This is a genomic window from Actinotalea ferrariae CF5-4 (assembly GCF_000603945.1).
Lineage (GTDB): Bacteria > Actinomycetota > Actinomycetes > Actinomycetales > Cellulomonadaceae > Actinotalea > Actinotalea ferrariae.
On sequence record NZ_AXCW01000025.1, the window covers coordinates 1 to 13,372 of the forward strand.

Below are 13,372 nucleotides of genomic sequence, written 5' to 3' on the forward strand. Positions count from 1 at the left end.
ACCCCGACCCCGACGCCCAGCCCCACCCCGACCCCGGTCGCGACGGAGCTGTACCTCACGGGCACCGGCACCCTCGCGGCGCAGCCGGGCACGACGACGACGGCCACGGTCCCCAAGGCCTCCGGCATCGACGCCATCGGTGAGCCGGCCAAGGGCCTCGTCGCGACGGCCACCGGCCTGAACGGCACCTTCGACGGCGGCGCGACCGCCTTCGACCTCGGCCTCGACGCCGGCACCGCGGTCGGCAACGGCACCCGCGTGCGGGTCTCGTACGACCTCACGGGCAACGGCTCGTGGGACCGGGTCGAGACCTACCGGTACCTCGCCACGGACCCGGCCGTCGGGTTCGAGCGGTACACCCAGCGCATCGGCCTCGAGTCGGCGACGGGTGCACTCGGCAACCTCGCCGGCGGGTCGGTGCGGGTCGAGGTCTACAACGTGATCGGCGCCCAGCCGTCCACGGTCGACCTGCGGACGTCGGTCGTGAAGGTGCCGTTCGGCACGGGCACCACCACGCCCACCCCGACGCCCACCCCCACGCCGACCCCGACCCCCACGCCCACCCCGGCGCCGACGACGGCGACGCTGTTCCTCACCGGGCAGGGCATCCTCGCCCCGGCCGCAGGGACGACGACGTCGACCTCGATCCCCCGGGCGACGGGTGTCGCGACGGTCGGCGAGCCGGCCAAGGGGCTCGTCGCGACGCGAACCGGTCTGACCGGGACGCTCACCGGCGGGGTGACCACGTTCGACGTCGGCCTCGACGCCGGCACGTCGGTCGGCAACGGCACCCGCGTCCGGGTCTCGTACGACCTCACCGGCGACGGCACCTGGGACCGCGTGGAGACGTACCGCTACTTCGCGACCGACCCGGTCGCCGGGGTCGAGCGGTACCGGTCCGGCGCCCCGGAGACGGCGACCGGCACGCTCGGCGCGCTGCGCAACGGCAGCGTGAAGGTCGAGGTCTACAACGTCATCGGCGCCAACCCGACGACGGTCGACCTGACGAGGTCGACGGTGACCCTGCCGTTCAGCTTCTCCTGACCTGACCCGCACCACCCGACGGCGCCCCGGACCACCTGGCCCGGGGCGCCGTCGTCGTCCCACCGGGCAGCCGCCCCGTCCCACCGGGCAGAATCCGCGCCATCGGCCCTCAGGCGGGCGGAATCCGCGGATTCTGCCCCGTTGGGCGGCCGACAGTTCACGGGGGCGTGTGCCGTCTGGGTCGTGGAAAGCGTGACGCTCAGCCATACCGCGGCGCTCGCCCGGCTCGGTCACGCGCTGTCGGACGTCACGCGGACGCGGATCCTGCTGGCCCTGCGCGACGGACCGGGACGCCCGTCCGACCTGGCCGATGCGCTCGGCGTCTCGCGTCAGGTCATGTCCAACCAGCTCGCGTGCCTGCGCGGGTGCGGGCTCGTCGACGCCGACCGCGACGGCAGGAGCACCTGGTACCGGCTGGCCGACCCGCACCTCGCGCCGGCCCTCGGTGACCTGCTCCGGCTCGCCGCCACCATCGACCCCGACTGCTGCTCCACCGAAGGGTGCACCTGCTCATGACCTCCCTGCCCGTGGGCGCCCGCCCCCTCACGGCCGAGCGGCGCTCCACCCTCGAGCGCCGCATCCGGTGGGTCGTCTCCGCGACGATCGCCTACAACGTGGTCGAGGCCGTCGTCGCGATCACGGCGGGGCGCATGGCGTCGTCGGCGGCGCTCATCGGCTTCGGGCTGGACTCGGTCGTGGAGGTGCTGTCCGCCGCCGCCGTCGCCTGGCAGTTCGCCGCGCCCGACCCGGAGCGTCGCGAGCGGCGGGCCATGCGCTTCATCGCGGTGTCGTTCTTCGGGCTCGCGGCGATCGTCACCGTCGAGGCGGTCCGCACCCTGCTCGGCGCTTCCGAGCCCGAGCACTCGACGGTCGGCATCGTGCTGGCGTCGGTGAGCCTGGTCGTCATGCCGGTGCTGTCCTGGTTCGAGCGGCGCACCGGTCGCGAGCTCGGCTCCGCGCCCGCCGTCGCCGACTCCAAGCAGACGCTCCTGTGCACCTACCTGTCGGCGGTCCTGCTGGCGGGGCTGGTGCTCAACTCCACCCTCGGCTGGACCTGGGCGGACCCGCTCGCCGCGCTCGTGATCGCCGCCGTCGCGGTACGGGAAGGGCTCGAGGCGTGGCGCGGCGACTCCTGCTGCGCGCCCGGCGCCGCCCTGTTCGCCCACGACGACGACGCCGCGGCGGGCGACGGCTGCGCCGACGGCTGCTGCGCGCCCCCGCGCCACCGGATCAGCACGCAGCCGGCGACCGAGGACTGACCCTCGCTCCGGCGCGCCCGCCCGGACCTGCCGGACGGCACCGGGCAGCACCGGCCCGGAGCCGAGCCGGGAGACGGCCGCGTCTCCCGTGATCGTTAGGCTGACGCCACCATGACGCAGACCCCCGGCGCCCCCGGCTCCTTCCAGCGGTTCCGGCAGTGGCGCGTGCGGATCATCGGCTTCTCGTTCGGCGGGCTGGCCGTGGGCGCGCTCGTCGGCGCCCTGCTGACCTCGCGCACCCCGCTGCTGGTGACGGCCGCGCTCCTGGCCGTGGCGAGCGGCGCGCTGCTCCGCCTCAGCGGCAACCTGCCCGAGGCCGACGCCCCCGCGAGCGAGAACAAGGCCGCCCTGACGCTCATGGGCGTGGCGCTCGTGAGCGTCCTCGGGGCCGCGGTCGTCGCGGGCCTCAGCGCCGGCTGAGTCGCCGCCTCACCACCGCCTGGCGGCGAGCGACTCGCGAGCGCCGACGCAGACATGCGGACGGGGAGCCGGTCCACCCCGGCTCCCCGTCCGCCCTGCTCGGGGTCGTGCCCGACCCCCGCCCGCGCCCCCGGCGGGCCGCCTGTCACACGCCGTCCGGGCACTCCGACTCGTGCGGGAGCAGCGGCCGGAACCACACCTCGTACGTGGTCCCGCCCTGGTCGAACTGCGTGAGCTGGTTCGCCTCGGCGAGCGCGTCGCGCAGGGTCGCCGCGTCGTCGCCGTCCACCACGACGCACCCGAGGTCCGCGAGCGCGACCTGCTCGAGCGGCCACGGCACGACCTGCGGGCCGAGCTCCGGGTCCGCCGGGGCGCCGCCCTCGGCCGCGCGTCCCGCGACCGCGAACGCCGTGATGTCGTACGGCTCGCCGTCGCCCATCGGCACGACCCCCTCGACCTCCGCCAGGAACTCGTTGAGCACCGTGCGCGCCTCGAGCTGCTCCGGCGTCAGGCCGATCTCCTGCGGCTGGCCCATCTCGTCCGAGCCCCCGTCGACGCCCGCGTCAACGAACATGTCCAGCGCGTTCGCCGCGTGGACGTACGACTCGCCGTCGACGGTCAGGGTCACGTACGTGGTCGGGACGTCCGCGACCGGTGGCTGCCCGTAGTCGGGCGCCTCGGCCAGCAGGCCGGCGTCGCGCGCCGCCGCGACGATCGCGTCGACCTCGTCGTCCGTCAGGTCGCCGACGAGCAGGTTGGGCAGCAGCGGGCCGGGGAAGATCTCGATCTGCGGCCCCTGGGTGATGACCCGCCCGTCCTCGTAGACGGTCAGCGCCGGGACGGCCGCGAAGTCGTACCCCGGCATCATGAACCCGCCCGCCCGGTGCACCTGGAGCAGCGGGGCGTCCGCCGCGACGTCACGCACCAGACCGTCCTGCTCGCCGTCGCCCGCGCCGCTGCCGCTGCCCGCGTCGACCGTCCCGCCGCAGGCCGCCAGCCCGAGCACGGCCACGCCGACGACGGCGCCGCGCACCGCCAGTCTCTTCGTACCCATCGCACTCCACCCCTCTCGCGCGGTGGTGCCGCGCTGCTGCGGCCCGGTCGGGCCCTCTACCCCTTACGTGTCCGTGCACGGGTGGCCCTTGCACCGGCGGACGGGTCGAGACCGAGCCGTGACCGGCGCCGTCGGCGACTGGTCGGGCGGGGCGGTAGGCCAGGGTGTCGGCGGTCACACCCTCGCGCTGCGGGGAACATCTCGCGGTGAGCCCTGTTGCCGCCCGTATGAGAGCGATCGCGTACACGACCTACGGCGGACCCGACGTGCTGGAGCTGACCGACCTGCCGACCCCCAAGGTGGGCCCCGACTCCGTGCTCGTCCGCGTCCGCGCGACCTCCGTCAACCCCGTCGACTGGAAGGTCCGGGAGGGCTACCTCGACGGGCTCATGGACACCGTCTTCCCGGTCGTCCCGGGCTGGGACGTGGCCGGGGTGGTCGAGCAGGTGGGCCTCGACGTGCACGAGCTCGAGGTCGGGGACGAGGTGTTCGGCTACGTGCGCAAGGACGTCGTCGGCGGCGGGACGACCGCGGAGCTCGTCGCCGCCCCGGTCCGCACGCTGGCGCACAAGCCGCAGACCGCGTCCTTCGAGGAGGCGGCGGCGATCCCTCTCGCCGGCCTGACGGCGTACCAGGCGCTCCACCGCCTCGGGGTCACCGAGGGCGACACCGTGCTCATCCACGCGGCCGCGGGCGGCGTCGGCGGCTTCGCGGTGCAGATCGCCCGGGCGCTCGGCGCACGCGTCATCGGCACCGCCGGCGAGCGCAACCACGACCACCTGCGCGCCCTGGGCGCCGAGCCGGTGGCGTACGGCGACGGCCTCGTGGAGCGCGTGCGCGCCCTGGCGCCCGACGGCGTCGACGTCGTCCTCGACCTCGTCGGCGACGGCGCGGTCGCGACCACGCCCGAGGTCGGCACCGCCGACGTCCGGGTGGGTTCCGTCGCGGACGCCGAGGTCACCGCAGTGGGCGGCACCTACATGTGGGTGCGGCCGAGCAGCACCGACCTCGCCGCGCTCGCCGCGCTCGTGGACCAGGGGAAGGTCCGCACCGACGTCGCGCAGGTGTTCCCGCTGGAGGAGACCGCCGCGGCGCACGAGCTGTCCGCGAGCGGGCACGTGCGCGGGAAGGTCGTCGTCCGCGTGGCCTGACCCGGTCGCCGTCGGCCGATGCCCCGCGCCCGTCACGCACGTCGTGGCGGGCGCGGGCCTGCTCACAGCCGACCCTGCTCGTGCAGGACGCGCAGCAGCCCGTCGGCCTCGAGCACGTCGAACCCGTCGAGGGTGGCCCACGCCTCCTGGGGGGACAGCCCCGGCACGTGGGCCGCGAGCGCGACCTCCTCCTGGGGCGTGCCCCTCCCCTCCGCGACGGCGCGCGCGAGGCGCAGCAGCTCGGTGTAGTTCCAGCCGTTGACGAGGTACTGCGGCGGCGCGGCGCGACGGCCCGCGAGGCACCGGGGCCGCGGCGGGACCGTCCCGTGGGTGACCCGCTCGACCCGCAGGCGGTGCTCCCACGCGACGCCGTACGCGTAGAGCAGGGTGGACCGCTCGTGCGGGAGCAGGTCCCGCACGCGCAGCTGCTCCTCGACGAGCAGGTCCTCCTCGACGACCTCGAGGTCCGCCGCGGAGAACCCGAGGTGGGACCACGTCCGCCGGTCGTACGCGATCTCCGCCGCCAGGACGTCGAGGGGGCGGACCGGCCTCGACCACGGGTCCCGCGTCGTGCCGCCGACGCGGAACTCGCCGTCGGCGCCGGGCCACCCCATGACGGTGTCCACCACCAGGCGCAGCCGGTCGAGCGTCATGGACCCCGGCACCTCCACCCGGCGCCACAGCGGCGGCCGGACGCGCAGCAGCTGGATGTGGATCCGGTAGGTGGCGTCCGCGTTCGTCATGGGGGTCACCCGACCACGGACCACCGACACGGCCGCGCCAGGGCGGGCTTGCCCGCCGGGCCGACACAGCAGCCCCGCCGGGCCGGATCTCGCCGGTCCTGGGTCGTGTCGGTGGCCGCGCCTAGGGTGTCGTCGACCGGTCCGGCGGGTGGTCCGACGGCGGCGAGGAGGGGGTGGGACGTGCTGCAGGTGCATCGCTCGGAGCGGGCGGACGCGCTCGTCCCGCCGCTCGCCGCCGTCCTGTCGGTGCCGCCGTCCGACCCGTTCGCCGGGGAGGTCGTGGCCGTGCCCACCCGTGGGGTGGAGCGGTGGCTCGCGCAGCGGCTCTCGCACCACCTGGGTGCCGCCGAGGGCGAGGCGGGCATCTGCGCGAACGTCTCGTTCGACTCCCCCGCGCGCGTCGTCGGGGACGTCCTGGTCGCCGTGACGGGCGTCGGCCCTGAGGAGGACCCGTGGCGCGCCGACCGCCTCGCCTGGCAGGTCCTGGAGGCCATCGACGCGTGCGCCGGAGAGCCGTGGTGCCGTGCGCTGGGCCGCTTCGTCGGTGCGGCATCCCTCGACGGCGGCTCCCCCGACCCCGTGCGGCAGGCCCGTCGGCTGCAGGCCGCGCAGCACCTCGCCCACCTGTTCACGGGGTACGCGACGCAGCGGCCCGCGATGCTCCGGGCGTGGGCCCACGGCGCGGACGACGACGGCGCCGGGTCGCCCGTCCCGGACGACCTCGCCTGGCAGCCGCGGCTCTGGCGCCATGTGCGCGCCGCCGTGGGTGCGCCCAGCCCCGCCGAGGCGCTCGACGACGCCCTGGCCCTCCTGCGCGAGCGGCCCGGCGCCGTGGCCCTGCCCGAGCGGCTCTCCCTCTTCGGGGCCACCCGACTGCCGGACCACCACCTCCAGGTGCTCGCCGCCCTGGCGGATCACCGCGACGTGCACCTCTGGCTACCCCACCCGTCGCCGGTGCTGTGGGACCGCATCTCTCGCCTACCCAGCGGCCCGCGACGCCGGTCCGCGCTGTCGGCCGTGGCCGCGCACCCGCTGCTGGCGTCGATGGCCCGGGACGCCACGGAGCTGCAGGTCCGGCTCGAGGCGCTGGGCTCCCACGTCGAGCACCACCCCGCGCCGGCGCCCCCCGCGACGCTCCTCGGCGCGCTCCAGGTCGCCCTGCGGCACGACGACCCGGACGCACCGCGGCACGCCCTGGCGGCCGGCGACCGCTCCGTCCAGGTCCACGCCTGCCACGGCCGCGCCCGGCAGGTCGAGGTGCTGCGCGAGGCGCTGCTCGGCCTCTTCGCGGCGGACCCGACCCTCGAGCCCCGGGACGTCGTCGTGCTCTGCCCCGACGTCGAGGCGTTCGCCCCCCTGGTCGCGGCCACCTTCGGCGTCGCACCGTCCGACCTGCCGTCCGACGACGACGCGGCGTGGGTCCACCCCGGGAGAGCGTTGCGGATCCGCCTCGCCGACCGGTCCCTGCGGCAGACCAACCCGCTGCTGTCCCTGGTCAGCGAGCTGCTCGAGCTGGCGGACGACCGGGTCACCGCCTCGCAGGTGCTGGACCTGGCCGCGAGCGAGCCCGTGCGCCGGCGCTTCGGGTTCGACGACGACGAGCTGGACCGCCTGCGCACCTGGGCCGCGGACGCCGGGGCGCGGTGGGGCGAGGACCGCGAGCGACGGCAGCGCTTCGGCGTCGGGGAGATCGCGCAGGGCACGTGGCGCACCGCGCTCGACCGGATCCTGCTGGGCGCGGCCATGGCGGAGGAGGACCAGCGGTTCGTCGGGCCGGCCCTGCCCCTGGACGACGTGGACTCCACCGACGTGGACCTGGCCGGGCGCCTGGCGGAGCTGCTCGACCGGCTCACCACGGTGCTCGCCGACCTCGCCGGGACCCGTGCGCCGGCGCACTGGTTCGACGCCCTCGACCGCGCGCTCGACCTGCTCGGCGACGTCGCACCCGCCGACGCCTGGCAGGCCGTGCAGGCCCGGACCGTCCTGGACGACGCCCGGCGCTCCGCCGCCCAGCACGGCGGGACGCTCCTGGGCCTCGGTGACGTGCGCGCCCTCCTCTTCCGGCGCCTGCAGGGGCGGCCCACCCGCACCGGGTTCCGGACCGGCGCCCTCACCGTCTGCTCGCTCGAGCCGATGCGGGCCGTCCCGCACCGCGTCGTGTGCCTCCTGGGCCTGGACGACGGCGCCTTCCCCCGCGGCTCCGGGGCCGACGGCGACGACGTCCTGCTGCGCGACCCGCTGGTCGGTGAGCGCGACCGCCGCGCGGAGGACCGCCAGCTCTTCCTCGACGCCGTGACCGCGGCCGGGGAGCACCTCGTCGTCCTGCACACCGGCGCCGACGAGCGGACCGGAGCGGTACGCCCGCCCGCCGTCCCGGTGAGCGAGCTCCTGGACGCGCTCGACCTCGCCGCCGCCGCGGCGGACGGGCGGCCGGTGCGCGAGCACGTCGTCGTGCGTCACCCGCTGCAGGCCGTGGACGAGCGGAACTTCGCCGACGGGGCGCTCGGGGTCCACGGGCCGTTCAGCTTCGACGCGCTCACCCATGCGGCGGCCCTCACGGCGCGGCACGGCGCGGTGGACCGGAAGCCGTTCCTCCCCATTCCGCTCCCTCCTGCGGAGCACGGCGGCACCATCGACCTGGAGGTGCTCGTCCGGACGCTGGAGCACCCGGTCCGGGCGTTCGCCCGTCGTCGCCTCGGCGTCACGCTCCCGGGCGAGGTCCACGAGGTGGAGGACCGGATCCCGCTGGAGCTGGACGGCCTGGAGAAGTGGCAGGTCGGCGACCGGCTGCTCGCGGCCGCCCTCGACGGCGTCGACCTCGACCGCGCGGTGCAGGCGGAGGCGCGGCGCGGCGCGGTGCCTCCACGCTGGCTGGGGGGCGCCCTCCTGACCGAGGTCCGCACGGACGTCGTGCCGGTGGTCGAGGCCGCGAGCACGCACCTCGTCGCACCCGCCCGCAGCGTGGACGTCACCCTCACCCTGCCCGACGGCCGCCAGCTCGCGGGCACCGTCACCGGCGTGCGCGGTGACACGCTCGTCCGCACCGTGTTCTCCCGGCTGGCGGCGAAGCACCGGCTGCGCGCCTGGGTCCAGCTCCTCGCCCTCGCGGTCGCCGAGCCCGACGGGGCGTGGACCGCGGTGACGATCGGACGCGGACCGGGGACGTCGCCCCGTGCCGCGATGTCGGTGCTCACGGCGCCCGACGGCCCGACCGCCCGGGCGGTGCTCGCCGACCTCGTCGCCCTCGGCGACGCCGCGCTGCGCGAGCCCCTCCCTCTGCCGACCAAGACCGCCTGCGCCTACGCCCGCAGCCGGCACGCGCACGACGAGGTCGGTCAGGCGCTGGACACCGCCGACAAGCAGTGGCGCGACGCCCACGCGGTGCCCGGGGAGCAGTCCGACGAGTACCACCGGCTCGTCTGGGGCGGGATCCCTCTCCGGGCTGTGCTGGGTGAGCCGGGCGAGGCGGAGGCGGCGTCATGGCCGGGCGAGGCCGGGCGGCTCGGCGTCCTCGCCCGGCGCCTGTGGCAGCCGGTCCTCGAGCACGAGCGGACGGAGACGCTGTGAGCCACGACGCGGTGACGGGCGGCACCACCACGACGACCGCTCCCCACGACGCCGGCTCCCCGCGGGTCTTCGACGTCTGCGGGCCGCTGCCGGAGCGCACCACCGTGCTGGAGGCGAGCGCCGGCACCGGCAAGACCTTCACGATCGCCGCCCTGGCCACCCGCTACGTCGCCGAGGGTGTGGCGGAGCTGTCCGAGCTGATGCTCGTGACGTTCGGCCGCGCGGCGACGTCCGAGCTGCGGGACCGCGTCCGCGAGCGCCTCGTCAGCGCCGAGCGGGCCCTGCGGGACCCCGCCGTCCGCCGGTCGGACGACGCCCTGCTGCGCCACCTCGCGGACGTGGACGACACCGAGCTCGACGCGCGACGTCGTCGGCTGACCCGGGCGCTCGCCGAGTTCGACCGCGCCACCATCGCCACCACCCACGGCTTCTGCCAGCAGATGCTGGCCACCCTGGGCATCGCGGGGGACACCGACCCCGACGCCGTGCTCCTGCCCGACGTGGCCGACCTGCGCGAGGAGGTCGTCGACGACCTGTACCTCCAGCGCTACGCCGTGGAGCGCGAGCCCGGCCTGTCCGTCACCGACGCCCGAGCGGTCGCCCGCGCCGCCGTCAGCGACCACGACGCGGACCTGCGACCCACGGACGCGACCGGCACTGCCGATCACCGCTACCGGTTCGCCGCCGACGTCCGGGCCGAGATCGTGCGCCGCAAGCGTGCGCGCCGCCTCATCGACTACGACGACCTCCTCACCCTGCTCCGCGACGCCCTCACGCACCCGCAGACCGGCCCGGCGGCGGTCGAGCGGGTCCGCTCCCGCTACCGCGTGGTCATGGTCGACGAGTTCCAGGACACCGACCGCGTCCAGTGGGACATCCTGCGCACCGCGTTCCACGGGCACCGGACGCTGGTCCTCATCGGCGACCCCAAGCAGGCGATCTACGCCTTCCGCGGCGCCGACGTCGTCACCTACCTCGCCGCCCGGCGCGACGCCCACGACACCGCGACGCTCGGCCGCAACTGGCGCAGCGACGCGGCAGTCCTCGAGGGGCTGCACCACGTCCTCGGCACCACCGCGCTGGGCGACCGGCGCATCGTCGTCCGGCGCGTCGAGGCCCAGCACACCGGCCGCCGCCACGACGGCGCCGCCGCGGTCCGGCTGCGCCAGGTCACCCGGGCCGCGCTGGGCACGCCGTCGGGCACGCCGTCCGTGGGCGACGTGCGCGAGCTCGTCTACGCCGACGTCGCCGCCCAGGTGGTCCAGCAGCTGCGGACGGAGCGCCTGCTCGACGACGGGACGGACGGCGGGTGGCGCCCGGTGCGACCCGGTGACGTCGCCGTCCTGTGCCGCCGCAACGCCGACGCCCTCGCCGTGCGCGACGCGCTCACCACGGCCGGCGTGCCGGCGGTCGTGTCGGGCCTGTCCAGCGTCTTCCGCACCGACGCGGCCGGGCACTGGCACACGCTCCTCGTCGCGCTCGACCAGCCGGGCCACGCTGGCCGCGGTGCCGCCGCCGCCCTGACCCCGTTCGTCGGCTGGGACGCCGCCCGCCTCGCCGGCGCCGACGACGACGCCCGCGACCACCTCGCCGAGCGTCTGCGCGCGTGGGCCCACGTCCTCGCCGAGCGCGGCGTCGCGGCCCTCCTCGAGGCGGCCACGGCCGCGGGCCTGACCGAGCGCCTCCTGGGCTCGCCGGACGGGGAGCGACTCCTGACCGACGTGCGCCACATCGGGCAGGTGCTGCACGAGGCGGCGGTGCGGCAGCAGCTCGGCGCCGCGGCGCTCACGGAGTGGCTGCGGGCGCGGGTCGCCGAGGCGGACCAGGACTACGCCGAGGAGCGCAGCCGCCGCCTGGAGACCGACGCCGAGGCGGTGCAGGTCGTCACCGTGCATGCGGCGAAGGGCCTGGAGTTCCCGATCGTGCACGTCCCCTTCGCGTGGGACCGCTTCACCCCCAAGAACCCGCCGATCCTGCAGTACCACGACGGCGACGAGCGCCTCCTGCACGTCGGCGGCGCCGGGAGCTCGGGCTATGCCGAAGCTCTCGTGCACCACCAGGCCGAGGACGTCGGCGAGGACCTCCGGCTGGCCTACGTCGCCCTCACCCGCGCCGCCAGCCACGTCGTCCTGTGGTGGGCGCCGAGCCGCACCAGCGGCGGCGGCGCCCTGACCCGTCTCCTGCTCGGGGACCGCGACGAGGGTGGCGAGCCGCCCGCCGCCGTGACGGTCCCGCGGGACGCCGTCGTCACCGAGCGCCTCGCCGCCCTCGCCGCCGCGTCGGCCGGGTCGCTCGCGCACGAGCTCGTGACCACGCGCCCCGAGCCCACCCGCTGGGTGGCACCGGAGGCGGCACGGCAGGAGCTGTCCGTCGCGCGCTTCACCCGTCGGCTGGACAGCGCGTGGCGACGCACGTCCTACTCGGGCCTGACCGCGGCCGCGCACCACGCCTACGGCACGACCCCGGTGGTGGCCGACGAGCCGGACGACGCGGGCATCCAGGACGAGCCGGGTCCCCCGGCAGCAGCGGCCACCGAGGGGACAGCGGAGGGGGCGAGCGCGGGGACGGCCGCGGGGACCGCGACAGGCGGCCGGCCGACGGTTCCGGGGACGACCGCGCCCGGTTGGGCGACCAGCGACGACGCCCTGCGCGCCCTGCCCTCACCCATGGCGGACCTGCCGGGGGGCACGGCCTTCGGCACGCTCGTCCACGAGGTGCTCGAGCACGTCGACACCGCCGCACCCGACCTCGAGGCCGAGGTGCTGCGGCGCTGCCAGGAGACGCCGCTCGGGCGCAGCCTCGGCGTGGACGCGTCCACGCTGGCGCAGCGGCTGACGACCGTCCTCGACACCCCCCTGGGCCCGCTGGGCACGGGGGTCCGGCTGCGCGACGTCGCACCCGTCGACCGGCTGCCCGAGCTGGAGTTCGAGCTCCCGCTCGCCGGCGGCGACACCCCGACCGGACCGGCGTCGACCCTCCGGGACATCGCGACCCTGCTCCGCCGCCACCTGCCCGCCGACGACCCGTTCGCCCCCTACGCGGGGCGGCTCGAGCACCCCGACCTCGCCGGGGAGCACCTGCGCGGCTACCTCACCGGGAGCATCGACGCCGTCCTGCGCGTGCGCGACGAGACGGGGACCGTGCGACACCTCGTGGTCGACTACAAGACCAACCGGCTCGCCGGGCCCGAGGAGGACCTCACCCTCTGGCACTACCGGCCCGCCGCGCTCGCCGCCGCCATGATGGACGCCCACTACCCGCTCCAGCTGCTGCTCTACGCCGCCGCCCTGCACCGGTTCCTGCGGTGGCGGCTGCCCGGGTACGACCCCGACCGGCACCTCGGCGGCGGCCTGTACCTCTTCGTGCGAGGGATGGCGGGACCGGACACCCCCGCGGTGGACGGGCACCCGTGCGGCGTCATGGCCTGGCGGCCGCCGACGGCCGTCGTCCTGGGCGTCAGCGCCCTGCTCGAGGGGAGGCAGCCGTGAGCACCACCGTGGGCGGAGACGGCAGCCTCGCCTCCGGGTCGTCCGGGGACCCCCGCGCCGCGTCCGCGGCCATCGGCGACCCTCGCATCGCCCTCCGCGCGCGTGGCGTCCTGGCCGAGTACAACCGCGCCGGTGTGCTGACCTCCGCGGACGTCCACGTGGCCCGGCGCCTCGCCGAGCTCACCGGCGAGCGGGACGAGCGCGTGGTCCTCGCGGTGGCCCTCGCGGTCCGTGCCCTGCGCCAGGGGGCGGTGTGCGTCGAGCTCGCCGACCGCACGGCCCTGACCACCACCGAGGCCGACGAGACGGCCGCGGACCTCCCCTGGTACGAGCCGGACGAGTGGGCGGCCGCCATCGAGGCCAGCCGCCTCGTGGCCATCGGGCCGCACGAGAGCGCGGACGACGTCCGCCCCGCGCAGTGGGTCGCCGGCCGCCTCTACCTCGACCGCTACTGGCGCGACGAGCAGGCCGTCCGCGCCGCGCTCGACGAGCGGCTGCGCCCGGCGGCCCCGGACGGTGCGAGCGCCGCGAGCGCCGCGGACGCGGGCCGGAGCCACCCGGACCACGTCGAGCCCGCGGCGGTTCGCGCCGCCGTGACGCGGCTCTTCCCGAAGCCCGTCGACGACCGGCAGCGGCTCCCCCCCCC

8 protein-coding genes and 2 pseudogenes are annotated in these 13,372 nt (G+C 76.5%); 8 read left to right on the forward strand and 2 right to left on the reverse strand.

Annotated elements, in window-relative coordinates; genetic code table 11:
* The 4 genes and pseudogenes from N866_RS21270 to N866_RS04005 all read left to right on the forward strand — a co-directional run.
* Window positions 1–1,044: pseudogene (locus N866_RS21270) on the forward strand (hypothetical protein); the annotation flags it as partial.
* Between the two features lie 183 nt (window positions 1,045–1,227).
* Complete coding sequence (locus N866_RS03995) at window positions 1,228–1,560, forward strand: ArsR/SmtB family transcription factor (protein ID WP_034222959.1); 333 nt, start codon at window positions 1,228–1,230, stop codon at window positions 1,558–1,560.
* The gene (locus tag N866_RS04000) at window positions 1,557–2,303 is read left to right on the forward strand and encodes a cation efflux transmembrane domain-containing protein (RefSeq protein ID WP_052022357.1); all 747 of its coding nucleotides are present in this window, start codon (window positions 1,557–1,559) and stop codon (window positions 2,301–2,303) included. Before N866_RS03995 ends, N866_RS04000 begins: the two co-directional genes overlap by 4 nt.
* A 111-nt stretch (window positions 2,304–2,414) precedes the next feature.
* The gene (locus N866_RS04005) at window positions 2,415–2,723 is read left to right on the forward strand and encodes a hypothetical protein (RefSeq protein WP_034222962.1); all 309 of its coding nucleotides are present in this window, start codon (window positions 2,415–2,417) and stop codon (window positions 2,721–2,723) included.
* A 145-nt stretch (window positions 2,724–2,868) separates the two neighbouring features.
* Here N866_RS04005 and N866_RS04010 read toward each other — a convergent pair whose 3' ends face one another.
* Window positions 2,869–3,777 carry a hypothetical protein gene (locus tag N866_RS04010; protein ID WP_155855193.1) on the reverse strand — a complete coding sequence of 303 codons (909 nt, stop codon included), beginning with the start codon at window positions 3,775–3,777 and terminating at the stop codon, window positions 2,869–2,871.
* A gap of 227 nt (window positions 3,778–4,004) precedes the next feature.
* Here N866_RS04010 and N866_RS04015 point away from each other — a divergent pair, with 227 nt between their 5' ends.
* On the forward strand, window positions 4,005–4,928 hold the full coding sequence (locus N866_RS04015; protein ID WP_034222969.1) for an NADP-dependent oxidoreductase: 924 nt from the start codon (window positions 4,005–4,007) through the stop codon (window positions 4,926–4,928).
* A gap of 62 nt (window positions 4,929–4,990) precedes the next feature.
* Here N866_RS04015 and N866_RS04020 read toward each other — a convergent pair whose 3' ends face one another.
* A complete protein-coding gene (locus N866_RS04020) occupies window positions 4,991–5,671 on the reverse strand; it encodes a plasmid pRiA4b ORF-3 family protein (RefSeq protein WP_034222972.1) in 681 nt (226 codons plus the stop codon).
* A 180-nt stretch (window positions 5,672–5,851) separates the two neighbouring features.
* Between N866_RS04020 and recC the strand changes: the two genes are divergently transcribed.
* The 3 genes and pseudogenes from recC to N866_RS04035 all read left to right on the forward strand — a co-directional run.
* Window positions 5,852–9,238: an exodeoxyribonuclease V subunit gamma gene (gene recC / locus N866_RS04025; protein WP_034222975.1), complete on the forward strand. Its 3,387-nt coding sequence runs from the start codon at window positions 5,852–5,854 to the stop codon at window positions 9,236–9,238.
* A complete protein-coding gene (locus N866_RS04030; RefSeq protein WP_245612353.1) occupies window positions 9,235–12,726 on the forward strand; it encodes a UvrD-helicase domain-containing protein in 3,492 nt (1,163 codons plus the stop codon). Before recC ends, N866_RS04030 begins: the two co-directional genes overlap by 4 nt.
* Window positions 12,723–13,372: pseudogene (locus N866_RS04035) on the forward strand (hypothetical protein); the annotation flags it as partial. The gene N866_RS04030 and the pseudogene N866_RS04035, both read left to right, overlap by 4 nt.

Coding starts and splice junctions, on each gene's coding strand:
- N866_RS04010 (WP_155855193.1), bottom strand. CDS start 3,777: ATGGGTACGAAGAGACTGGCGGTGCGCGGCGCCGTCGTCGGCGTGGCC.
- N866_RS04015 (WP_034222969.1), top strand. CDS start 4,005: ATGAGAGCGATCGCGTACACGACCTACGGCGGACCCGACGTGCTGGAG.
- N866_RS04020 (WP_034222972.1), bottom strand. CDS start 5,671: ATGACGAACGCGGACGCCACCTACCGGATCCACATCCAGCTGCTGCGC.
- N866_RS04005 (WP_034222962.1), top strand. CDS start 2,415: ATGACGCAGACCCCCGGCGCCCCCGGCTCCTTCCAGCGGTTCCGGCAG.
- N866_RS04000 (WP_052022357.1), top strand. CDS start 1,557: ATGACCTCCCTGCCCGTGGGCGCCCGCCCCCTCACGGCCGAGCGGCGC.